This window comes from Pseudomonas sp. Fl5BN2, assembly GCF_009908205.1.
Lineage (GTDB): Bacteria > Pseudomonadota > Gammaproteobacteria > Pseudomonadales > Pseudomonadaceae > Aquipseudomonas.
Genome location: NZ_JAAARL010000022.1, coordinates 51,844 through 74,764 on the forward strand (window position 1 = coordinate 51,844; position 22,921 = coordinate 74,764).

20 protein-coding genes and 1 riboswitch are annotated in these 22,921 nt (G+C 62.4%); of the genes, 14 read left to right on the forward strand and 6 right to left on the reverse strand.

Annotated features, from left to right (window positions below; genetic code table 11):
* Positions 1 to 45: 45 nt before the first annotated feature.
* Entirely contained in the window at positions 46 to 1,479 is a 1,434-nt protein-coding gene (hldE, locus tag GV819_RS26135; RefSeq protein ID WP_161758941.1) for a bifunctional D-glycero-beta-D-manno-heptose-7-phosphate kinase/D-glycero-beta-D-manno-heptose 1-phosphate adenylyltransferase HldE, read from the forward strand.
* Between the two features lie 50 nt (positions 1,480 to 1,529).
* Here the strand turns inward: hldE and GV819_RS26140 are convergent, their stop codons facing one another.
* From GV819_RS26140 to GV819_RS26155, 4 genes are all read right to left on the reverse strand, one after another.
* Positions 1,530 to 2,501, reverse strand: coding sequence for a metal ABC transporter ATPase (locus tag GV819_RS26140; protein WP_161758942.1), 972 nt, complete (start codon positions 2,499 to 2,501; stop codon positions 1,530 to 1,532).
* Between the two features lie 41 nt (positions 2,502 to 2,542).
* Positions 2,543 to 3,355: an aldo/keto reductase gene (locus GV819_RS26145; RefSeq protein ID WP_161758943.1), complete on the reverse strand. Its 813-nt coding sequence runs from the start codon at positions 3,353 to 3,355 to the stop codon at positions 2,543 to 2,545.
* Positions 3,352 to 4,527: an NAD(P)/FAD-dependent oxidoreductase gene (locus GV819_RS26150; protein ID WP_161758944.1), complete on the reverse strand. Its 1,176-nt coding sequence runs from the start codon at positions 4,525 to 4,527 to the stop codon at positions 3,352 to 3,354. Before GV819_RS26150 ends, GV819_RS26145 begins: the two co-directional genes overlap by 4 nt.
* Before the next feature lie 120 nt (positions 4,528 to 4,647).
* A complete protein-coding gene (locus GV819_RS26155) occupies positions 4,648 to 4,980 on the reverse strand; it encodes a DMT family transporter (protein ID WP_161758945.1) in 333 nt (110 codons plus the stop codon).
* A gap of 110 nt (positions 4,981 to 5,090) precedes the next feature.
* On the opposite strand from GV819_RS26155, the gene GV819_RS26160 reads away from it, so the two are divergent.
* Together GV819_RS26160 and waaA are read left to right on the forward strand one after the other, a co-directional pair.
* Complete coding sequence (locus GV819_RS26160) at positions 5,091 to 5,975, forward strand: LysR family transcriptional regulator (protein ID WP_178124689.1); 885 nt, start codon at positions 5,091 to 5,093, stop codon at positions 5,973 to 5,975.
* Positions 5,976 to 5,997: 22 nt separating this feature from the next.
* The gene (gene waaA, locus GV819_RS26165) at positions 5,998 to 7,284 is read left to right on the forward strand and encodes a lipid IV(A) 3-deoxy-D-manno-octulosonic acid transferase (RefSeq protein WP_161758947.1); all 1,287 of its coding nucleotides are present in this window, start codon (positions 5,998 to 6,000) and stop codon (positions 7,282 to 7,284) included.
* Positions 7,285 to 7,474: 190 nt separating this feature from the next.
* Here waaA and GV819_RS26170 read toward each other — a convergent pair whose 3' ends face one another.
* On the reverse strand, positions 7,475 to 8,908 hold the full coding sequence (locus GV819_RS26170; protein ID WP_161758948.1) for a TolC family outer membrane protein: 1,434 nt from the start codon (positions 8,906 to 8,908) through the stop codon (positions 7,475 to 7,477).
* 196 nt (positions 8,909 to 9,104) lie between these two features.
* Positions 9,105 to 9,209: riboswitch (TPP riboswitch) on the forward strand.
* A 163-nt stretch (positions 9,210 to 9,372) separates the two neighbouring features.
* Here GV819_RS26170 and thiC point away from each other — a divergent pair.
* Both thiC and cytX read left to right on the forward strand, forming a co-directional pair.
* Positions 9,373 to 11,262 (forward strand): phosphomethylpyrimidine synthase ThiC, encoded by a 1,890-nt coding sequence (gene thiC, locus GV819_RS26175; protein WP_161758949.1) that lies wholly within the window; start codon positions 9,373 to 9,375, stop codon positions 11,260 to 11,262.
* A gap of 119 nt (positions 11,263 to 11,381) precedes the next feature.
* Positions 11,382 to 12,674: a putative hydroxymethylpyrimidine transporter CytX gene (gene cytX, locus GV819_RS26180; RefSeq protein ID WP_161758950.1), complete on the forward strand. Its 1,293-nt coding sequence runs from the start codon at positions 11,382 to 11,384 to the stop codon at positions 12,672 to 12,674.
* On the opposite strand, the gene GV819_RS26185 is transcribed toward cytX, so the two are convergent.
* Positions 12,643 to 13,389 (reverse strand): RsiV family protein, encoded by a 747-nt coding sequence (locus GV819_RS26185; protein ID WP_161758951.1) that lies wholly within the window; start codon positions 13,387 to 13,389, stop codon positions 12,643 to 12,645. The genes cytX and GV819_RS26185 overlap by 32 nt on opposite strands.
* Positions 13,390 to 13,614: 225 nt before the next feature.
* Between GV819_RS26185 and GV819_RS26190 the strand changes: the two genes are divergently transcribed.
* The 9 genes from GV819_RS26190 (at position 13,615) to GV819_RS26230 (ending at position 22,873) form a co-directional block, all read left to right on the forward strand.
* On the forward strand, positions 13,615 to 14,232 hold the full coding sequence (locus tag GV819_RS26190; protein WP_161758952.1) for an NUDIX domain-containing protein: 618 nt from the start codon (positions 13,615 to 13,617) through the stop codon (positions 14,230 to 14,232).
* Complete coding sequence (locus GV819_RS26195) at positions 14,223 to 14,675, forward strand: DUF1249 domain-containing protein (RefSeq protein ID WP_161758953.1); 453 nt, start codon at positions 14,223 to 14,225, stop codon at positions 14,673 to 14,675. Before GV819_RS26190 ends, GV819_RS26195 begins: the two co-directional genes overlap by 10 nt.
* A 99-nt stretch (positions 14,676 to 14,774) precedes the next feature.
* Entirely contained in the window at positions 14,775 to 15,590 is an 816-nt protein-coding gene (gene cpdA, locus GV819_RS26200; RefSeq protein ID WP_161758954.1) for a 3',5'-cyclic-AMP phosphodiesterase, read from the forward strand.
* A 67-nt stretch (positions 15,591 to 15,657) separates the two neighbouring features.
* Positions 15,658 to 16,266: a YqiA/YcfP family alpha/beta fold hydrolase gene (locus GV819_RS26205; protein ID WP_161758955.1), complete on the forward strand. Its 609-nt coding sequence runs from the start codon at positions 15,658 to 15,660 to the stop codon at positions 16,264 to 16,266.
* A gap of 42 nt (positions 16,267 to 16,308) precedes the next feature.
* Positions 16,309 to 18,213: a DNA topoisomerase IV subunit B gene (parE, locus tag GV819_RS26210; RefSeq protein ID WP_161758956.1), complete on the forward strand. Its 1,905-nt coding sequence runs from the start codon at positions 16,309 to 16,311 to the stop codon at positions 18,211 to 18,213.
* Positions 18,213 to 19,199, forward strand: coding sequence for an esterase-like activity of phytase family protein (locus GV819_RS26215; RefSeq protein ID WP_161758957.1), 987 nt, complete (start codon positions 18,213 to 18,215; stop codon positions 19,197 to 19,199). The genes parE and GV819_RS26215 overlap by 1 nt, the downstream gene beginning before the upstream one ends.
* The gene (locus tag GV819_RS26220; protein ID WP_161758958.1) at positions 19,196 to 19,717 is read left to right on the forward strand and encodes a retropepsin-like aspartic protease family protein; all 522 of its coding nucleotides are present in this window, start codon (positions 19,196 to 19,198) and stop codon (positions 19,715 to 19,717) included. The genes GV819_RS26215 and GV819_RS26220 overlap by 4 nt, the downstream gene beginning before the upstream one ends.
* A 7-nt stretch (positions 19,718 to 19,724) precedes the next feature.
* Positions 19,725 to 21,983: a DNA topoisomerase IV subunit A gene (parC, locus tag GV819_RS26225; RefSeq protein WP_161758959.1), complete on the forward strand. Its 2,259-nt coding sequence runs from the start codon at positions 19,725 to 19,727 to the stop codon at positions 21,981 to 21,983.
* Positions 21,984 to 22,162: 179 nt separating this feature from the next.
* The gene (locus GV819_RS26230; protein ID WP_161758960.1) at positions 22,163 to 22,873 is read left to right on the forward strand and encodes a PqiC family protein; all 711 of its coding nucleotides are present in this window, start codon (positions 22,163 to 22,165) and stop codon (positions 22,871 to 22,873) included.
* Positions 22,874 to 22,921 lie beyond the last annotated feature (48 nt).

Here is a 22,921-nt window from a genome sequence, read left to right on the forward strand (position 1 = left end):
TGTGTTAATATCGCGCCCCTGTTCATTTTGTATGTGGGATGCTCCATGAAGTTGTCCATGCCGCGATTCGATCAAGCCCCTGTCTTGGTGGTCGGCGATGTCATGCTCGACCGTTACTGGCATGGTGGTACCTCACGGATTTCCCCTGAGGCGCCGGTGCCGGTGGTCAAGGTCGAGCAAATCGAGGATCGCCCCGGCGGTGCCGCCAACGTCGCCCTGAACATCGCCGCTCTCGGCGCGCCGGCCTCCCTGGTGGGCGTGACCGGCGATGATGAAGCCGCCGACAGCCTGGCCAACAGCCTGCAAGGCGCGGGCGTGCGCGCCTTGTTCCAGCGCATCAAGCACCAGCCGACCATCGTCAAGCTGCGGGTCATGAGCCGTCACCAGCAGTTACTGCGCATCGATTTCGAAGAACCCTTCGCCACCGACGCCCTGGCCTTGGCCGCCGAGGTCGAGGCTTTGCTCGACGGCATCAAGGTGCTGGTGCTATCGGACTATGGCAAAGGCGCGCTGCGCAATCACCAGGTGCTGATCGCGGCTGCGCGGGCCCGTGGCATACCGGTATTGGCTGATCCCAAGGGCAAGGATTTCTCCATCTATCGTGGCGCCAGCCTGATCACGCCGAACCTCAGCGAGTTCGAAACCATCGTTGGCGGCTGTGCCGATGAACACGAACTGGTGAGCAAGGGCGCACAGTTGATGCATGACCTGGAGCTGGGGGCGCTGTTGGTGACCCGTGGCGAACACGGCATGACCCTGTTGCGTCCGGATCATCCGGCCCTGCATCTGCCGGCCCGTGCCCGTGAAGTGTTCGATGTCACCGGTGCCGGGGATACTGTGATCTCGACCCTGGCGGCAGCGATTGCCGCAGGCGAGGAGCTGCCTCACGCAGTGGGCCTGGCCAATCTGGCGGCGGGCATCGTGGTCGGCAAGCTGGGTACTGCGGCCATCAGTGCGCCGGAATTGCGCCGGGCGATCCAGCGCGAGGAAGGTTCTGAACGCGGTGTCCTGAGTCTCGACCAGTTATTGCTGGCCATTGATGACGCTCGGGCGCACAACGAGAGGATCGTCTTTACCAACGGCTGCTTCGACATCCTTCACGCTGGGCATGTGACCTACCTCGAGCAGGCGCGGGCCCAGGGCGACCGGCTGATCGTCGCGATCAATGACGATGCTTCGGTCAGTCGCCTCAAAGGCCCGGGCCGTCCGATCAACAGTGTTGATCGACGTATGGCCGTGCTGGCGGGGCTGGGGGCGGTGGACTGGGTGATCAGCTTCCCTGAAGGCACCCCGGAAAACCTGCTGTCCCAGGTCCGGCCGGACGTGCTGGTCAAGGGCGGCGACTACGGCATCGATCAGGTGGTGGGCGCCGATATCGTCACGGCCTATGGCGGCACCGTGAAGGTGCTGGGGCTGGTGGAGAACAGCTCGACCACCGCCATCGTCGAGAAGATCCGCAAGTCCGAAAAAGCCGAGTAACAGTGGCGTGATACCCATCGGCGCCCGTCCTGGGCGCCGATCGGTTTGCTTCATCCCTCGCGACTGGCCTTGCTGGGAACGATCTTGCGCAAGATCTGCCGTGCTTTACCGGTCAGGCGTGACAGCTTCGAAGCCTTCTCCGGCTCGCTCAAGCCCCGTTGCCTGAGCCAATCCTTCCAGCGAATACGCTCATCATTCACCACCCAGCCCTCTTGCAGGGCGAAGCTTTCCGCCAGGTACAGGCCGCGGGTGCTGGCCGGATGCAGTTGATCCTTCTTCAAGGTGTACAGCTCGGCGCAGGGCTGGCCGTTGTCCAGGGGCATCAGGTACAGGTCCGGGCGCTTGCGGTCCAGGCGCGCCACCAATTGATCACCTTCCAGGCGTTCGTCGACATGGAACAGGCTCAGGGACTTGGCTTCCTTGGGCACATCCAGGCGCAGGTCATAGATCAGTTGTAACGAGGCGGTGGGCAAATGTACATAGGCCCGGGGGCGCTCCAGCAGTTGCAGGTTGACGCAGCGTACCGGACGCGCCGCGCCGGACAGCGGGGTCAGGCGAAAGGGCAGGGCTTCGCGGTAATGCAGGGCCCCGGCATAAGGTGCGGGCAGCCAGGTGTCGTTGAAGCGTCCGCCGAGCCAGCCTTCAGGAGTTTCCAGCAGGCATTCCTCGGCGATTTCCTGGATCGCGGTGTGCAGTGGCAGGTTCAGCTCATGGGCCGGCACGTAGCCGGAGATCAGCTTGAGCACCACGTCGCCACGATCCTGGCGCCGCTGGCGTACCAGCACCCAATAGTCGCGGTTCTGCCAGTGCAGGGTCAGGCGCACCGAGACTCCGAGGTTGGCCAGTTCCAGGGCGAAACGTTCGTTGTCGGCCACCGTTACCGGGCGTCGGCGCTGCAGGGTCTGGGCGAAGTTCAGCGGCATCCCGACGCTCTGGTAGCACAGGCCTTCGGGAGTCGCTTCGACGAACAGGGGCAGGGTCTTGAAGTTGCTGGGGTTCTTTCTAATGAGCGGTCGCGACATCTCGGCTCCTTCTTGCCTCGGGGTCGGCCGCGTCGGCGGCATCAGTTCTTGCCCAGGACCTGTGCCACGGTTGCCACGTTATGGGCCAGGTGCAGCGGATTGATGGTCCCGACAATAGCACTGGCAACACCGGGCCGGTCAAACAGCAATTCGAAGCTGGCCCGCACCGGATCGATGCCCGGGCTCAGGCAGACATGGCCGCTGGCCAGGGCCTTTTTAACCAGGATGCCCTTGTGGTGGGCGGTGGCATAGTCAATGACCGCCCGCTCCGCCTGTTCGTTCAGATTGTAGGTAACCATGGCGCAATCGCCTTGCTCCAGAGCCCTCAGGCCACCTTCGACGGTCTTGCCGGAGAAGCCGAAGCCGCGGATCTTGCCCTCTTGCTTGAGCTGCGCCAGGGTCAGGTAGACCTCGCTCTGGTCGAGGATCGCCAGGTCGTTGCCGTCGGAATGCACCAGCACCAGGTCGATGAAGTCGGTTTCCAGGCGTTGCAGGCTGCGTTCCACCGACAGTCGGGTGTGAGCGGCGCTGAAGTCGTGGCGGGAGATGCCGTCGGTAAATTCTTCACCAACCTTGCTGACGATCACCCATTCCTGGCGCTGGCCGCGCAGCAGGGGGCCCAGGCGCTCTTCGCTGCGGCCGTAGGCGGGCGCGGTGTCGATCAGGTTGATGCCCAGGTCGCGGCTCAGCTTGAGCAACATGCACGCTTCCTGATCGTCCGGGATCTGGAAGCCGTTGGGGTATTTCACCCCTTGATCACGGCCCAGTTTGACGGTGCCCAGGCCCAGGGGTGAAACCATCAGGCCGGTACTGCCGATAGCTCGGTGCAGGTCGTGCAGGGTCGGCTGGCTCATGGCAGCAATTGCTCCCAGGCCGGTTGCGCCAGTGGTGGCTTGGGCAGGACGGGCAGGGCTTCAGCGTGGCCTGGCTGTATGTCATCGCGCTTTAGGGCGGCGAGCACCCGGTCGGCGAAGTCTGGCGCCAGGGCCAGTTTGGTCGGCCAGCCCACCAGCAGGCGATCCTGTTCGGCGAGGAAGGCGTTGTCCGGCCGGGCCAGGCCCGACTGCGCCGGCTCGGCCCGGTCCACCCGCAAGGTGGCCCATTGCGCCTGGCTGAGATCGACCCAGGGCAGCAGGTGCCCCAGTTCTTTCTGCGCGGCGGCAATCTGCTCCGCAGGGTCTCGGGCCACGCCTTCGGCTTCGGCGATATCCCCGCCCACGTACCAAACCCATTGCCCGTCGGCAGCCGGGTGGGTGGTCACCGTGATCCGAGGCTTGGGACCGCCGCCCAGGCAATGGGCATACAGCGGTTTCAGGCTTGGGCCCTTGACCAGCACCATGTGCAGTGGGCGCCGCTGCATGGCGGGTTGGCTCAGGCCGACGGCCTGCAGCAGCTCGGCATTGCCGGCGCCAGCACTGAGGACAATGCGTTGCGCTCGGATCTCCCGGTCATCGACCCGCAGGCCTGCCAGTTGACCGTTTTCCACCAGCGGTTCGATTTTCTGCCCCGCCAGCAAGCCGTCGCCCGCCAGTTCGGCCAGGCGTTCGATGAGGCTCGGTACATCGACCACCAACTCGGCCAGGCGATAGACCTTGCCCTTGAAGCGTTTGTCCTGCAGGGCCGGGGGCAATTGCTCGCCCTTGACCTGGTCGACCCGGCCGCGGACAGCTTTGCTGGCGAAGAAACTGGTGAGGTTGCCGGCGAGGGTGCCGGGAGACCAGAGATAGTGGGCCTGTGACAGCAGGCGTACACCGGACAGGTCCAACTCTCCGGTGCCCGCCAGGGCTTCGCGCCAGCGCCGAGGCATATCGGCAATGGCCTCCGAGGCGCCGGAGAGGGCGCCATGCAGTGCGTACTTGGCTCCGCCGTGGATGATCCCCTGGGACTTCACACTCTGTCCGCCACCGAGGCTGGCGCTTTCCACCAGCACAGTGGAAAAGCCCTGACGCCGTAGGCGAGCGTTGAGCCAGAGACCGGCGACGCCTGCGCCGACAATCAGCACATCGGTGGAAATAGCGGATGGCATGCAGCGACCTCGGAGAACAAATCGAAGCCGCAAGTTTCTAGCTTCAAGCCTCAAGCTGCAAGCAACAACCGGTTGTTGCGTCTTCTTGTCGCTTGAGCCTTGCCATTGATCGCAGCATTTTTAATGCCCGGCGGTTTTCGAGAACAGCTGGATCACCACCACCCCGAGGACGATCAGCGCCATGCCCAGCATCGCCGGGATATCCAGCTTCTGGCCGTACAGGAACAGCGCGGCGATGCTCACCATGACGATGCCCATGCCAGCCCACACCGCGTAGGCCACGCCCACCGGAACTGTGCGCACCACCAGGGTCAGCATCCAGAAGGCCACGCCGTAGCCGACGATGATCAACGTCAGTGGCAGTGGTGTGCTCAGGCCCTTGACCGCTTTCATTGAAACAGTGGCGATCACTTCCGCGCAGATGGCGATGGCCAGGTAGTAGTAAGCGTTCATGGGAGGGTTCCTCGTGTCTGGGGCTGCTTTCTGAGGTCGGCATTTTAGAGATTACTCAGATGGGGTAAAGTCATTACCTATCTGAATTAGAGATGGGTTGGTTCATGAGCATGCAATGGAACCTGGAGCAGATGCGCCTGTTTGTCAGTGTTGCCGAGCTGCGTTCGTTTTCCGCGGTGGCCCGCCAGCAGCGCAAGGCCCAGTCGGCTATCAGCAATGCGATTGCCCTGCTGGAGGACGACCTGGGGGTGAGCCTGTTTGAACGTAGCAGTGGCCGTCAGCCCAAGCTGACCGAGGCCGGAAGTGCGTTGTTGCAGGAGGCGCGGGAGATTCTGCGCCAGTGCGATCGCCTTAACGGTCGGGCGCTGGCCCTGATGCGTGGTCAGGAGGCCCGACTGCGATTGGCTCAGGACGAGGCAATGCCTTATCAACCGGTACTCGACAGCCTGGAAGCCCTGGCAGAACGCTTCCCCAGCCTGGAAGTGCAACTGGCCAGCGGCGCCCAGGGTGACGTCGCGCGCAAGCTGGTGGAGCGGCGCGCTGACCTAGGGCTGCTGTTCCACCATGAGCAGATGCCTGAAACCCTGGAGCGCCAGGCCCTGGGCAGTGTCGAGATGGTTACCGTCTGTGCCGTGGGGCACCCGTTGGCCACCGAGAAACGGGTCAATCGCCAGCTCCTGGCCCTGCACCGCCAGTTGCTGATCGCTCCGCAACTCAGCGGCTACCCGGGTGGCGAGCAAGTCAGCCCCCAGGTCTGGCGGGCCGACAGCTTCTACGTCATGGCCGAGTGGCTGATGCGTGGTTTGGGTTGGGCCTGGTTGCCGCGGCACGTCGTGCAGTACCCGGCCTATCAGCAGCAGATGGTGGAGCTGGTCAGCGAATGGACCCCGCCGGCGCTAGTAGTGGAGCTGGCCTGGCGGCGTGATGAACCCCTGGGGCCAGCGGCGTGTTGGCTGGCGGAACGTTTTGCCGTGCATCTGAAGGCGATCGGCTAAAAAACCGATAAACTCCGCCGCCATGAATAGAACTCTCTATACCGCACTGTTTTACCTGGGGCTGCCGTTGGTGGCGATTCGGCTATGGTTGCGTTCGCGCAAGGCACCGGCCTACGCCAAGCGCATTGGCGAGCGTTTCTCCATTGGCTTGCCGGCCATGCACAGCGGCGGCATCTGGGTGCATGCGGTGTCGGTGGGTGAAAGCATCGCCGCCGCGCCGATGATCCGCGCGCTGCTGGCGCGTTATCCGCAGTTGCCGATCACCGTGACCTGCATGACTCCCACCGGCTCTGAGAGGATCCAGGCGCTGTTCGCCAACGAGCCACGGATTCAGCATTGCTACCTGCCATACGATTTGCCTTGTGCCGCCGCGCGGTTTCTTGACCGGGTACAGCCCAAGCTGGCGGTGATCATGGAAACCGAGCTGTGGCCCAACCATATCGACCAATGTGCCCGGCGGGGGATCCCGGTGGCCCTGGCCAACGCCCGACTGTCCGAGCGCTCGGCCAAGGGTTATGGGCGTTTTGCCGGTCTGACCGCGCCGATGCTGGCGCAGATGAGCCTGTTTGCGGTGCAGACCGCAGCTGAAGCCGAGCGTTTTCGCCAGTTGGGTGCTCGCCCCGAGACCGTGGAAGTGACCGGATCGATCAAGTTTGACCTGAGCATCGACCCGCAATTGCTCCAGCGCGCGACCGAGCTGCGCCAGCAATGGCAGGCCATGGAACGCCCGGTGTGGATAGCCGCCAGCACCCACGAGGGTGAAGACGCCGTGGTGCTCGAGGCTCACCGGCAACTGCTGGCCAGCTACCCGAATGCCTTGCTGATTCTGGTGCCTCGGCATCCGGAGCGCTTCAACTCGGTGTTCGAGTTGTGCCAGCAACAAGGCTTCGCGACGGTTCGGCGCTCTGCCGGGGAGCCGGTAGCTGCCGCCACCTCGGTGTTGCTGGGGGACACCATGGGCGAGTTGCTGTTTCTGTATGCCTTGGCCGACAGCGCCTTTGTCGGCGGCAGCCTGGTGGCCAATGGTGGGCACAACCTGCTGGAGCCGGCGGCGCTGGCCAAGCCGGTGCTCAGTGGGCCGCATCTGTTCAACTTCCTGGAAATCGCCACGCTGCTGCGTGACGCTGGAGCCCTGCAGGAAGTAGATGACGCAGAAGGGTTGGCAGTGGCGGTGCAGCGCCTGTTCGAGTTGCCGCAGGATGCGCAGCGGATGGCCGAGGCCGGACTCAAGGTACTGAAGGCTAATCAGGGGGCGTTGCAGCGCTTGCTTGACGGCCTCGATCGCCTGCTGGAAAAACCCTTGTCATAAGCGCCGGCGAAAGCTGCGATGTACCGTCAAGCCTGTCCAGTGATGTGCCAGGCTGGCCGCGTTGACGGACTATTTGCCTGCTCCGCAGTCGATCGGTGGTGCATACGGTTGGCAGCGCCGGTTGATGGCGACAATAGGCAGAATGTAAAAAGGCCACCCGCTTGGGTGGCCTTTTTTATTACCGCTGGCTTCAGGGGCGAGCCTTGAGTTGCTCTTGCGCGGCCTTGGCCAGGTCTGGCGGCAGGAAGTCGCGATCCGGGTTGTAGTCGGCCTTGAGGTAGCGCGACAGGTCCTGCAGGTCCCCCGGGTTGAGGGTGCCCGCGGCCTGCTTCAGGCGCAGGTTATCGAGGATGTAGTCGTAGCGGCTGTTGTTGTAGTTGCGCACCGAGGTGTACAGCTGGCGCTGGGCATCGAGCACGTCGACGATGTTGCGCGTCCCCACCTGGTAGCCAATTTCCGTGGCTTCCACCGCGCTCTGGTTGGAGATGATCGACTGGCGTCGGGCCTGGACCTGCTCGACGTCGGTGTTCACCGCGCGGTGCAGGTTGCGGGTGTTTTCCACTACCTGGCGGCGCAGGGATTCACGTTGCTGTTCGGTCTGGTTCAGGCGCGAATAGGACTCGCGGACCTGGGAGCTGGTCAGGCCGCCACTGTAGATCGGGATATTCAACTGCAGGCCGATGGAGCGCTGCTCGACATCGCCATGATAAGACTGGCCAAAAGCGCTGGGGTTGCTGAAACCCAAGGCATCGTTGTCGCCTTTCTTGTACTGCACCACCGCATCCAGGGTCGGGGCATGTCCGGCCTTGCGCTGCTTGAGGGTTTCCTCCGCCGAACTGACCGCGTAGTTGCTGGCCAGCAGGTTGAGGTTCTGCTTGGCGGCGGTGTCGACCCAGGCCTTGGCATCGTTCGGTGCCGGTGGGAGCACTGGCAGGGTGTGAACGATGCCCTGGATCGAGTTGTACTCACGGTTGGTCAAGGTGATCAAGGCTTCGAAAGCGTCATCTACCTGGCGTTGGGCAACGATCCGGTTGGCCCGGGCAGTGTCGTAGCTGGCCTGGGATTGCAGCACGTCGGTCTTGTCCGAAAGCCCCACGTCGAAACGCTCGTTGGATTGGTCGAGTTGGCGCTTGAAGGCGGCTTCCTCAGCTTTGGTCGAGGCCAGGTTGTCTTGGGCGCGCAGCACCGCGAAATAATTTTCCGCGCTCTGCAGAATCAGGTTCTGCTCGGTGGCCGAAAGCTGCAGCGAGGCTTGCTCGTTGACGTCCTTGGCCGCTTGCAGTTGGAACCAGCGGTCGGCACGGAACAGCGGCTGCGCCAGGGTCGCCTGATACGAGTTGGCGCTACGGTTGGCGACTGCCGAAGGCTGGTCGATCGCGGTGCGCACACTGCTTACGTCCGCCCCGGCCGAGAGGTTCGGCAACAGGCCGGCGCGGGCCTGGGGCACCACTTCTTTCTGAGCGCCGTACTGGGCGCGCGCAGCGGCCAGATCGGCATTGTTGTCCACCGCTTCCTGGTAGACGCTGACCAGGTCGGTCTTGGTGGTCAAAGGCGCTTCTGCTGCCCATGCCATTCCATTGGACGCACAAGACACGGCAATAGCCAGTGAGAGTTTGCGCAGCATTCGGCGATCCCTAGAGTTGATATTACGGAGATAATCCAGGCGCCAAGGCTAAGGCGAGGCTCGTGGAGCGTCAAGGTTCGGCACTGGCCAGGGAGTGTAGATGCGCTGCCCTGTCGCAACAATCCTGCATTTACGCCATTCATCACGCTGATCACACGGGGGTTGGCGTTCTACGCAGGCTTTGTCTAGACTGGCCGCGTTCTTGTCGGGGTGCCTTGCTATGAGGCTGAGATCGGATAATCCGGATCCCGTTGAACCTGATCAGGTTAGCGCCTGCGTAGGGAACAAGATTTCTCGTCACCCGGCGAGTCCTCTTGTGCTTCGTCCGGGATGTTGTTCGACAATCGAACACCCCTCGCGTACCAAGCACTGCACTCACTAGTTGCTTAGACAGGGTGCGTCCGTCCGTTACAGGTTCACTCCGACAAAATTCCACCGCCTGGATGCTGTCTGGAGAGCCCGTGATGACTACAAAATTAAAAAACGCTAGCAACCTCAGTGAGTCGGCCCAAGTCGACCAACAATCGGTTCAGCCCTTTACCCGCTCGCAAAAAATCTATGTCCAGGGTTCGCGCCCGGATATCCGCGTGCCCATGCGGGAAATCACCCTGGACGTGACCCCCACCGATTTCGGCGGTGAGATCAATGCACCGGTGACCGTGTATGACACCTCTGGCCCCTACACCGACCCGAACGTGGTGATCGATGTGCGCAAGGGCCTGGGCGACGTGCGTTCCGCCTGGATCGATGATCGTGGCGACACCGAACGCCTGATGGGCCTGAGTTCCAACTTTGGCCAGCAGCGCCTGGCGGACCCGGAGCTGACCAAGCTGCGTTTTGCCCACGTCAACAACCCGCGTCGGGCCAAGGCCGGGGTCAACGTCAGCCAGATGCACTACGCGCGCCAGGGCATCATTACTGCCGAGATGGAATACGTCGCCATCCGCGAAAACATGAAGCTGCAGGAGGCTCGCGCCGCCGGCCTGCTGAAGCAGCAACACGCCGGCCACAGTTTCGGTGCCAGCATCCCCAAGGAAATCACCGCCGAGTTCGTGCGCGAGGAAATCGCCCGTGGCCGCGCGATCATTCCGGCCAACATCAACCACGTTGAACTGGAACCGATGATCATCGGCCGCAACTTCCTGGTGAAGATCAACGGCAACATCGGCAACAGCGCCCTGGGTTCGTCCATCGAAGAAGAGGTGGCGAAGCTGACCTGGGGCATCCGCTGGGGTTCGGACACGGTGATGGACCTGTCCACCGGCAAGCACATCCATGAAACCCGCGAGTGGATCATCCGCAACTCGCCGGTGCCGATCGGTACCGTGCCGATCTACCAGGCGCTGGAGAAGGTCAACGGGGCAGCGGAGGACCTGACTTGGGAACTGTTCCGCGACACCCTGATCGAGCAGGCCGAGCAGGGCGTGGACTACTTCACCATTCACGCCGGGGTATTGCTGCGCTATGTGCCGCTGACCGCCAAGCGCGTCACCGGCATTGTCTCCCGTGGCGGTTCGATCATGGCCAAGTGGTGCCTGGCGCACCACAAAGAGAACTTCCTCTACACCCACTTCGACGAAATCTGCGAAATCATGAAGGCCTACGACGTCAGCTTCTCCTTGGGAGATGGCCTGCGCCCTGGGTCGATTGCCGACGCCAACGACGAAGCCCAGTTCGGCGAGCTGGAAACCCTTGGCGAGCTGACCAAAATCGCCTGGAAGCACGATGTGCAATGCATGATCGAAGGCCCGGGACACGTGCCTATGCAGTTGATCAAGGAGAACATGGACAAGCAGCTGGAGTGCTGCGACGAGGCGCCGTTCTACACCCTTGGTCCGTTGACCACCGACATCGCTCCCGGCTACGACCACATCACCTCCGGCATCGGTGCGGCGATGATCGGCTGGTTCGGTTGCGCGATGCTCTGCTACGTCACGCCCAAGGAGCACCTGGGCCTGCCGAACAAGGATGACGTGAAGACCGGGATCATCACCTACAAAATTGCTGCCCACGCCGCAGACCTGGCCAAAGGTCACCCGGGCGCGCAGATCCGCGACAACGCCCTGTCCAAGGCGCGCTTCGAGTTCCGCTGGGAAGACCAGTTCAACCTGGGCCTGGACCCGGACACCGCGCGCTCATACCACGACGAAACCCTGCCGAAGGACTCGGCCAAGGTCGCGCATTTCTGCTCCATGTGCGGGCCGAAGTTCTGCTCGATGAAGATCACCCAGGAGGTTCGCGAGTACGCGGCCAACCAGCGTATCGAAGCCGTCGACGCGGACGTCGCCAAGGGATTGGCGGAGCAGGCTGAACGCTTCAAGCAGGAAGGTAGCCAGCTGTACAAGAAAGTCTGACCCCGCTCCTCTCCTTGTAGGAGCGGGCTTGCCCGCGAACCAGGCGCCGCGTTCTCAACGAGGTGGCGCTTTCGCCGGCAAGCCGGCCCCTACAGATCTATTCCTTCGAGATATCAGCCTTGAGCAGTCCAACCAGCACCTACTCTCCCAATCTCGCGGTACCGGCCGACAAGCGTGTTTTCGGTGCTCGCGATCTGTTTTCCCTGTGGTTCTCCCTTGGCATCGGCCTGATGGTGCTGCAGACCGGTGCGCTGCTGGCGCCAGGTCTGGGGTTGTCCTATTCGTTGCTGGCGATTTTTCTTGGCACGGCAGTCGGCGTCTTGCTGCTGGCGGCGGTGGGGGTGATCGGCAGCGACACCGGCTTGTCGTCCATGGCCGCGCTCAAGCTCAGCCTGGGCCATCGTGGCGCCAGCCTGCCGGCGCTGCTGAACCTGCTGCAACTGGTGGGCTGGGGCTCGTTTGAAATCATTGTCATGCGCGATGCCGCCAGCTTGCTGGGCGCCCGGGCCTTCAGCGAGGGCAGCCTGTGGGCCAGTCCGTTGCTCTGGACCCTGATTTTCGGCGCGTTGGCTACCTTGCTGGCGGTCAGCGGGCCTCTGACCTTTGTCCGTCAGATCCTGCGCAAGTGGGGCATCTGGCTGTTGCTTGCGGCGTGCCTGTGGCTGACCTGGAACCTCTTTGTCCGGGCTGACTTGGCGGCGCTCTGGGCTCAGGCCGGGGATGGCTCGATGCCGTTTGCGGTGGGCTTCGATATCGCCATTGCCATGCCTCTGTCCTGGTTGCCGCTGATCGCCGACTACTCGCGTTTCGGCAAGCGTGCCAAGAGTGTGTTCGGCGGGACCGCGCTGGGTTTCTTCATCGGCAACTTCTGGCTGATGAGCCTGGGCGTCGCCTATGCCCTGGCGTTCGCTCCCAGCGGTGAAGTCAATGCTCTGCTATTGGCGCTGGCGGGCGCGGGGCTGGGGATTCCGCTGCTGCTGATCCTGTTGGACGAGTCGGAAAACGCCTTTGCCGACATTCATTCGGCGGCGGTCTCCAGCGGTGTTCTGCTGCGGCTTAAGGTTGAGCACCTGGCCTTGGCCATTGGCGTGCTCTGCACCCTGATCGCCTGTTTGGCACCGCTGGCCCAGTACCAGAACTTCCTGCTGTTGATCGGCTCGGTGTTTGCGCCGCTGTTTGGCGTGGTGCTGGTGGATCACTTCATCCTGCGTCGGCGCTCAGGGCAAAACCCCGCTTCTGCAATGCGCTGGACAGCGCTGCTGGCCTGGCTCGGTGGAGTGAGCACCTATCACCTGCTGGCCAATCTGTACCCGGATGTCGGTGCAACCCTGCCGTCACTGGTACTGGCAGGGCTATTGCAGTGGCTGATGGGCCGGGGTTTCAGTTACCGCCGGGAAACAGCTCAGGCTTGAGCACGCCCTTGAGACGGTCATAGGGGATCTGCAACTCGATGTGGCCCAGGACCGAAGGCGCGATAGCGGTGACATCGTACTTGAGGGTCACCGCGTTCTGGGTCAGCGCCACATTCGAGGTTTTCTGGAAGGGCCAGGTTTTCACGAATTCGGCTTCGCGATCCAGGTGGGTGCTGATCAGCCAGTTGTTGTGAGCCACCCGCGCGGCTTTCCAGAAGGCTTCCTCCTGGCCCGGCAGCAGCATATCTGCCAGGTTCAGCGCCTGGTGCTGCTGGCGCGAGTAGTTGATGAAGCCGCGTCCAGGCGTGCCGTTGGCGGCGCCGGTATCCAGGTAGCTGGCCAACTCGATGATCACCAAGCCGTCATGCTGTTCGCGTACTTTGGATTGCAGGTACATGCCGTGGCGATCCGCGGCATTGCGCAGGAATTGTTCACGGTAGGCCTCGAGGCTGGCTGGCAGTGGCGCATCGGGGCTTGTACGGGTCATCTGCAGCAGGCGTTTTTCGACGATGGCATCCAGTTGCGGCTCGCTGGGAAAGTGCACGGTGTCGAGGTTGACCAGCGGGCAGTCGGCGCCGCTGCAGCCGGGCTTGAGTTGCTCCGACTTCTCCCGCTTGGTTTCCAGCGGGGTCTTGTAGCTGGATTGAAACAGGCTTTGGCAGGCGCCCAGGGTCAGGGCGATACAGGCCACGGAGGCAATTTTGACAAGCGACATGGGCGTCCTTCATAAACCAGGGGGAGGCAAAAGTTACCGGCTTCGACTGCCTGCGAGGCAGTCGGTTCGCCACTAAGCTCAATAGAGGCAATTAGAGTAGGTTTCGCCCCTCGCCGTCTATCCCGCTGAGGGCAAAGGGGCTGCATCATCAGCCATCAGCGCGTTAGGATGGCGCGAAGTCGAGGGGGGATCCTCGGGTCGAATACGTTGTACACGAGGATTGTTATGACTGACTTTGCCAACTCCACGCCGAATGCCGTCGAGATCATCCGTCGCGAAAACTGTTACCAGGGTTTCTACCGGCTCGACCGCTTGCAACTGCGCCACGAACTGTTCGCCGGTGGCATGGGGCGTGAAATCAATCGTGAAGTCTTTGTCCGTCACGATGCGGTCTGCGTACTGCCCTACGATCCGCAGCGTGATGAAGTGGTGCTGATCGAACAGTTCCGCGTTGGCGCCATGGGCAAGACCGCCACGCCCTGGCTGGTGGAGCTGGTGGCCGGGCTGATCGACAAGGATGAACAGCCGGAAGAAGTTGCTCGGCGTGAAGCGCAGGAGGAAGCTGGCTTGGACATCTTGGCGTTGTGGCCGATGACCCAGTATTTTCCGTCGCCCGGGGGCAGCACCGAATTCGTCCATCTGTACCTGGGCCGTTGCGACAGCAGCGCCGCTGGCGGGTTGCACGGCCTGGAAGAAGAGGCGGAGGACATTCGAGTTTCGGTGATGGCTTATGAGGACGCCTTGCAGGCTATGCGTGACGGGCGGATTTGCAATGCGGCAAGCATTATTGCCTTGCAGTGGCTGGCGCTCAATCGCGCTGAAGTGAGGGGGTTATGGTCGTAAACAAGCTACGCGACCGCTATCGAGTGGATCTCGCAGGGCTACAAGCTTCCTGCGAGGCCAACTATGCCCGGCTGATGCGCCTGTTGCCCGACATGCGCAACCAGCCTGTGGCCCGGCGCATTGCGCTGACCCAGGGTGACCAGATGCTCGGCGTACTGGCCCTCGAAGTGGTGCTGGCCTGTCCCTACACCACCACCTTGCAAGTACGCCAAGAGCACAGCCTGCCCTGGCTGCCGGTGCCGCAACTGGAAGTGCAGGTCTATCACGATGCACGCATGGCGGAAGTCATCAGCGCCGAGCATGCCCGGCGTTTTCGCGGCATCTACCCTTACCCTAACGCCTTCATGCACCAGCCGGATGAAAAGGCCCAGTTGAATGTGTTCCTCGGGGAGTGGCTCAGTCACTGCCTGGCCTGTGGGCATGAGTTCGAAGCTGTACGCTAGATGTGAACTGGGTCCACTTCGGTGGTTTCCTCTTTCTCGTTTCCCCCAGCATAATTGTCGCCTTCTTCATGCCTTGTGATTTCGCTCCGGGAGAACGCCGTGCCAAGCGTATCCGCTCTGTCCACTGACGACTCCGTGTTGCTGGTACAGCTGTCTGATAGCCATCTGTTTGCCGAGACGGATGCTGCGCTGCTGGGCATGAACACCGCCGATAGCCTGCAGCGAGTCATCGACCTGGTATTGGCGCAGCAGCCGCAGATCGACCTGATGTTGGCCACCGGTGATCTGTCCCAGGACGGCACCCTGGAGTCCTACCAGCGCTTTCGTCAATTGACCCGACAGATCTGTGCGCCGGGGCGCTGGCTGCCTGGCAACCATGATGAGCCACAGGTCATGCAGCAGGCGACGCGAGGCAGCGACTTGCTGGAGCCGGTGGTGGATATCGGCAACTGGCGTATCACCATGCTGGACTCGGCGGTGCCCGGCTCGGTGCCGGGCTATCTGCAAGATGATCAACTGCAATTGCTGACTCGCTCCCTGAGCGAGGCCCCGGAACGCCATCATCTGATCTGCCTGCACCACCATCCAGTGTCCATCGACTGCGCCTGGATGGAGCCCATTGGCCTGCGCAACGCTCAGGCGCTGTTTGCCGTGATCGACGGTTTTCCACAGGTTCGCGCGCTGCTCTGGGGCCACGTGCATCAAGAAATCGATCGCCTGCGGGGTGACGTGCGACTGTTGGCCTCACCCTCCACCTGCATCCAGTTCGAGCCCCGCAGCGACGATTTCAAGGTCGAGGAGCAGGCGCCAGGCTACCGCTGGCTGCGCTTGCAGCCCGATGGACGGTTGGAAACCGGCGTGCAACGGGTCGAAGGCTACGAATTCACCATCGACTACGGCAGCAACGGCTACTGAAGCGGCTTCGTTACCCGGCGCCATCCCTGTAAACTGCGGCTTTTGCCTCGGTGCACAGGGAGCTTGCATGTCCGGTTCGATCCTCTATATCCACGGCTTCAACAGTGCTCCCGCCTCGACCAAGGCCAGCCAGCTGCGCAGCGTCATGGAGCAGCTAGGCCTGGGCGAGCAACTGCGCGTGCCGGCCTTGCATCACCATCCGCGCCAGGCCATTGGCCAGTTGGCACAGGCGATCGCCGAACTCGGTCGACCATTGCTGGTCGGCAGCTCGCTCGGCGGCTACTATGCGACTCACCTTGCCGAGCGCTTTGGCCTGAAAGCCCTGCTGATCAACCCTGCTGTCAGCCCGCACCGGATGTTCGACGGTTATCTGGGCACGCAGAAGAACCTGTACACCGATGAAACCTGGGAGCTGACCCACGACCATGTGGCAGCCCTGGCTGAGCTGGAAGTCGCGCCGCCCCAGGACCCACAGCGTTATCAGGTCTGGTTGCAGACCGGGGACGAGACGCTGGATTATCGCAGCGCTCAACTGTATTACCGTGCCTGCGCCTTGCGTATCCAGGCCGGCGGCGATCATAGTTTCCAAGGTTTTGCCGGGCAGTTGCCGGCGATGTTGAATTTTGCCGGCATCACTGCCGATCAGTACCAGGCGATCGACTTCACTGCATTGTGAACCGTCGCCCCATATTCATTGAACGACTAACGACGAGAACCCATGGCCACTCCCAGCGCTAGCTCTTATAACGCAGACGCCATCGAAGTCCTCTCGGGACTCGACCCGGTGCGCAAACGCCCGGGCATGTATACCGACACTACGCGGCCCAACCACCTGGCCCAGGAAGTCATCGACAACAGTGTCGACGAAGCCCTGGCCGGCCATGCGAAGTCGATACAGGTCATCCTGCACGCCGACCATTCCCTGGAGGTCTCCGACGATGGCCGCGGCATGCCCGTGGACATCCACCCGGAAGAGGGCGTGTCGGGGATCGAGCTGATCCTCACCAAACTCCATGCGGGCGGCAAGTTTTCCAACAAGAACTACCAGTTCTCCGGCGGTCTGCACGGGGTGGGTATTTCCGTGGTCAACGCTCTGTCGAACCAGGTCCGGGTACGGGTCAAGCGCGACGGCAACGAATACCAGATGACCTTCGCCGACGGCTACAAGGCCACCGAGCTGGAAGTGGTCGGCACCGTAGGCAAGCGCAACACCGGTACCAGCGTGTACTTCGCGCCGGATCCGAAATACTTCGATTCACCGAAGTTCTCCGTCAGCCGCCTCAAGCATGTGCTCAAGGCCAAGGCCGTACTGTGTCCGGGACTGCTGGTCAGCTTCGAAGACAAGTCCAGCGGCGAGAAGGTCGAGTGGCATTATGAAGATGGCTTGCGTTCCTACCTGGTGGACGCGGTCAGCGAATTCGAACGCCTGCCGGACGAGCCGTTCTGCGGCAGCCTGGCAGGTAACAAGGAAGCGGTGGACTGGGCCCTGCTGTGGCTGCCCGAAGGCGGCGACAGTGTCCAGGAAAGCTACGTCAACCTGATCCCCACGGCCCAGGGCGGCACTCACGTCAACGGTCTGCGCCAGGGCCTGCTGGATGCCATGCGCGAGTTCTGCGAATTCCGCAACCTGCTGCCCCGTGGCCTCAAGCTGGCCCCGGAAGACGTCTGGGAGCGGATTGCCTTTGTCCTGTCGATGAAGATGCAGGACGCGCAATTCTCCGGCCAGACCAAGGAGCGCTTGTCGTCCCGCGAGGCGGCGGCGTTCGTTTCCGGTGTGGTCAAGGACGCCTTCAGCCTGTGGCTCAACGCCAACCCCGAGCTGGGCATGCAACTGGCGGAACTGGCCATCAGCAACGCCGGTCGTCGTTTGAAGGCCAGCAAGAAGGTCGAACGCAAGCGCATTACCCAGGGGCCGGCACTGCCGGGCAAGCTGGCGGACTGCGCCGGCCAGGACCCGATGCGTTCCGAGCTGTTCCTGGTGGAGGGTGACTCCGCCGGTGGTTCGGCCAAGCAGGCACGGGACAAGGAATTCCAGGCGATCCTGCCGTTGCGCGGCAAGATCCTCAACACCTGGGAAGTGGACGGCAGCGAAGTCCTGGCCAGCCAGGAAGTGCACAATATTGCAGTGGCCATTGGCGTCGATCCGGGCGCCGAGGACATGAGCCAGCTGCGCTACGGCAAGATCTGCATTCTCGCCGACGCCGACTCCGACGGCCTGCACATCGCCACCTTGCTGTGTGCTCTGTTCGTCCAGCATTTCCGTCCGCTGGTGAATGCCGGCCACGTCTACGTGGCCATGCCGCCGCTGTATCGCATCGACCTGGGCAAGGACATCTACTACGCCCTGGATGACGCCGAACGCGACGGCATCCTCGACCGCCTGGTGGCCGAGAAGAAACGTGGCAAGCCGCAGGTCACCCGATTCAAGGGGCTGGGTGAAATGAACCCGCCGCAACTGCGTGAGACCACCATGGACCCGAACACCCGGCGTCTGGTGCAGTTGACCCTGGATGACGTCGAGGCCACCTCGGAAATCATGGACATGCTGCTGGCGAAAAAACGCGCCGGCGATCGCAAGGCCTGGCTGGAGTCCAAGGGCAACCTGGCCGAGGTGCTGGGCTGATGCACAGGGGTTTTGCCCTGGCCCTCGCGCTATTGGCAACCTCGGTGGTGGCCGCGCCGGCACCCGAACTGACCTTGCTGTCCGAGCATCCTGTGGAAGGCATGCGTGGTGGCAATCTGTCCGGGCTGGCGCTCTGTGGCCAGGCATTGTGGACGGTCTCCGACCGCGACGACGATCAGATCTATCGGCTCGATACCCGCGATACCGTCTGGCAGGCCGAGACGGTCAAGATAGAGGTGCCGCCGGTGCCGGATACGGGTCTGCCCTGGGGGTTGAAATCGAGCGCCTGGGCAGCGTCCTTCGTGCGTGGCGGCAAGTTGGACTTCGAAGGCATCTCCTGTGATGCCGCCGGCAACAAGTACGTGGTCAGCGAAACCCACGCCACGGTGTTGCAGGTTCCGATACAAGGTGCGCCGGCCTGGTTGAAGATTTCCCCAGTCATGCTTCGCGAAGCCCGTGCCAGTGGCATGCTGTTGCATTTCAATGCCTTGTTCGAGGGCCTGGCGGTGAGCCCCGCCGGGGATCGGATCTGGTTGGCGGCGGAGCGTCAGCGGCGCGGCGTGCTGATGATCAAGCGTGGGCAGACCCTCTGGGACTGTGACGGCGCCTGCGTGCTGCTCAGCGAAGCCGGTATGGAAATGCAGCCGGTGCAGGTGCCCCATGCCAAGGCGGTATCTCGTGATTTCGCTGACTTGTCGCTGTTCGACGGCAAGCTGTTCACCCTTGAGCGTAATGCCTACCAGATCTGCCGCCGGGATGCGCAGACTGCCAAGGTCGAGCAATGCTGGTCGTTTGCCGCCGAAGCTCTGGTGGAGCATCGGCGCTATGCACAGTCTTTTGGTTTGGCGGAGGCGCTGGTGGTGGATGCCAAGGGCGCTTGGGTCGGCCTGGACAACAACAATCATTGGGCCCGCGCCGATGGCGAGGCCCGTCCGATTGTCTGGCGCTTTGCAGCCCCTGAAGGCGGCTGGAGTGCCAAGCCATGAGCCAGCAACCAGGCAAGAGTGCCGGGCGCGTGATGTTGATCATGGCCTGGGCCGCGGCACTGTTTCTGGCCACGCAATTCTTTGCCGGCTGGGAGGCGCGTCAGGAGAACCCCAATACCGTCGTCAGTTCGCAACAACATGAGGGTTACATCGAAGTAAAACTGGCCGGTAATGGCCAAGGGCATTTCGTCGCCAGTGGCCATATCAATGGGCTGCCGGTGCAATTCATGCTCGATACCGGAGCCACCGATGTCTCGATTCCCTCCGGGTTGGCCGAGCGCCTTGGCCTGGAGCGCGGGGCGCCGGTCACCCTGAGCACCGCCAATGGGCGCAGCGAGGGTTATCGGACCCGCATCGAGCGGCTACAGCTGGGCGACATCGTCCTCCAGGACGTCAGGGCCCTGGTAGCTCCGGGGCTCGACGGTGACCAGGTTTTGCTGGGCATGAGCGCTTTGAAGAAACTTGAATTTACTCAGCGCGGCGGCACCATGCTGCTGCGCCAGACTACGAACCAATGAGGCCCGCATGAGCGATTCCCTTGATCTCAGCCTGGATGGCGTAGAACGCCGATCACTGGCCGACTTCACCGAAAATGCCTACCTCAACTACTCCATGTACGTGATCATGGACCGTGCTCTGCCGCACATCGGCGACGGCTTGAAACCGGTACAGCGGCGTATCGTCTACGCCATGAGTGAGTTGGGGCTGGATGCCGATTCCAAGCACAAGAAATCCGCGCGTACCGTGGGTGACGTGCTCGGCAAGTTCCACCCGCACGGCGACTCGGCCTGCTACGAAGCCATGGTGCTGATGGCCCAGCCATTCAGCTATCGCTACACGCTGGTGGACGGCCAGGGCAACTGGGGCGCGCCGGACGATCCCAAGTCCTTCGCCGCCATGCGCTACACCGAAGCACGCTTGTCGCGCTATTCCGAAGTACTGCTCAGCGAGCTGGGCCAGGGCACTGCGGACTGGGGGCCGAACTTCGACGGTACGCTCCAGGAGCCGCAAGTATTGCCGGCCCGGTTGCCGAACATCCTGCTCAATGGCACCACCGGCATTGCCGTGGGCATGGCCACCGACGTGCCACCGCACAACCTGCGGGAAGTGGCCTCGGCCTGCGTGCGTCTGCTGGACGAGCCCAAGGCCACGGTGGAACAGCTCTGTGAACATATCCAGGGCCCGGATTATCCCACCGAAGCGGAAATCATCACCCCTCGCGCCGATCTGCTGAAGATCTATGAAACCGGTCGTGGTTCGGTGCGCATGCGTGCCGTGTACCGCATCGAGGATGGCGACATCATCGTCACCGCGCTGCCGCATCAGGTCTCCGGGGCCAAGGTGCTGGAGCAGATTGCCGCGCAGATGCAGGCCAAGAAGCTGCCGATGGTGGCCGACCTGCGAGACGAGTCGGACCACGAGAACCCGTGCCGCATGGTGATCATCCCGCGCTCCAACCGGGTCGACCCCGAGGAGCTGATGCAGCATCTGTTCGCTACCACCGAGTTGGAGTCGACCTACCGGGTCAACGTCAACATCATCGGCCTGGATGGCAAGCCGCAACTGAAGAACCTGCGGGCGCTGCTGGTGGAATGGCTGGAATTCCGGGTGACCACTGTGCGCCGCCGCCTGCAGTTCCGCCTGGACAAGGTCGAGCGTCGCCTGCACCTGTTGGACGGTTTGCTGATTGCCTACCTCAACCTGGATGAAGTGATCCACATCATCCGTACCGAGGAGCATCCGCGGGCCAAGCTGATCGAGCGCTTTGCCCTCAGTGAGATTCAGGCCGACTACATCCTCGATACTCGCTTGCGGCAATTGGCACGCCTGGAAGAAATGAAGTTGCGCGCCGAGCAGGATGAATTGCTCAAGGAGCAGGCCAAGCTGCAAGCCCTGCTCAGCAGCGAAGCCAAGCTGAAAAAGCTGGTGCGCACGGAATTGCTGCAAGACGCCGAAACCTATGGCGACGACCGCCGTTCGCCGATCGTTGCCCGGGCCGAAGCCAAGGCACTGTCGGAAAACGAGCTGATGCCTACCGAGCCGGTCACCATCGTCCTGTCGGAAAAAGGCTGGGTCCGTTGTGCCAAGGGGCACGATATTGACGCCACTGGCCTGTCCTACAAGGCCGGCGACGGTTACAAGACCGCTGCTGCCGGACGCTCCAACCAGTTTGCGGTGTTCATCGACTCCACTGGTCGCAGCTACTCGGTGGCGGCCCACACACTGCCATCGGCCCGTGGTCAGGGTGAGCCTTTGACTGGCCGTCTGACACCGCCGCCGGGCGCGACCTTCGAGTGCGTGCTACTGCCGGATGACGATGCCTTGTATGTGATTGCCTCCGACGCCGGCTACGGCTTCGTGGTCAAGGGTGAGGATCTGCAAGCCAAGAACAAGGCGGGCAAGGCGCTGTTGAGCCTGCCGAACAACGCCAAGGTACTGGCACCGCGACCGGTGGCCGATCGCGAACAAAACTGGCTGGCCTCGGTGACCACCGAAGGTCGACTGCTGGTGTTCAAGATCAGCGACCTGCCGCAACTGGGCAAGGGCAAGGGCAACAAGATCATCGGTATCCCCGGTGAGCGAGTAGCCAGCCGCGAGGAGTACGTGACCGACATCGCCGTGTTGCCGGATGGCGCGACCTTGGTCCTGCAAGCTGGCAAGCGCACCTTGTCCCTGAAGGCCGATGACCTTGAGCACTACAAGGGCGAGCGCGGGCGTCGTGGCAACAAATTGCCCCGCGGTTTCCAACGAGTGGATGCGTTGTTGGTAGAAACTCTCAGTTAAGGCTGGGCTAGAGCGCTCGATCTGCGATTTAAGCGCCAGATCGACGCTAGAACACTGGAGTCATGGCGCATATTCACGGATGATATGCGCTTTCAAACGCAGGCGTAGCCGTGCGTTATTCATGTTTTTTTGAGTATTTACACTGTGGCTAGCCTTATGGCCGCCACCTGGATGGGATGATGACTGCTCTGCGCCTTCCTCTTGTTTTCTTGCTCGCCGGCGTTCTTGGCCTGGCGGGTTGCAGCGTACACCAACCGGTGTCGCTGTATCAGCTGGACAGCGGAAGTCCAGCTCAGCCGGCCAGCGCCGGCATGTCGGTATTGCTCGGCCCGGTGCTGATCGCGGATTACCTGCAACGTGAAACCCTCCTGCAGCGCCAGAACGATGGCAGCCTGCAGGCTTCCACTGATGGTCGTTGGGCGGGCAGCTTGTCTTCGGACATCGACCAACTGTTGCTGCGCCAGGTGGCGGGCCAACTGGACAGCCAACGGGTCGTGCTGGCACCGGCTACCAGCGGTTTCACCCCGGATGTACAAGTGCTGCTGTCGATCACTCGTCTGGATTCCGGCAAGTCGCAACCTGCGGTGCTGGATGCGCAATGGCGCTTGATCGATCGTCGTGGCCAGGTGCGGGACAACCGCATCGTCCACCTGCAGGAGCAGCACGCGGGTACCACGGCTTCCCAGGTCCAGGCTCAAGGCGTGTTGTTGCAGCGCCTGGCCGAGCAGCTGTCGGTCGCTCTCAAGCCCCTGGCCAATCAGCCGGCGGTGGCGGAGGTGCCTCGCAAGGCCGCGCCGGCACCAGCGGCCAAGCCGGCAGAGCAGGAGAAGCAGCCGAAGATTCCGATGGCCACGCCGATCCGCACGGATATGGAAGTATTCAGGTTCTGAGGTGATTGGCTGCAAGACAAGGCCCGCCCATTGGCGGGCCTTGTCGTT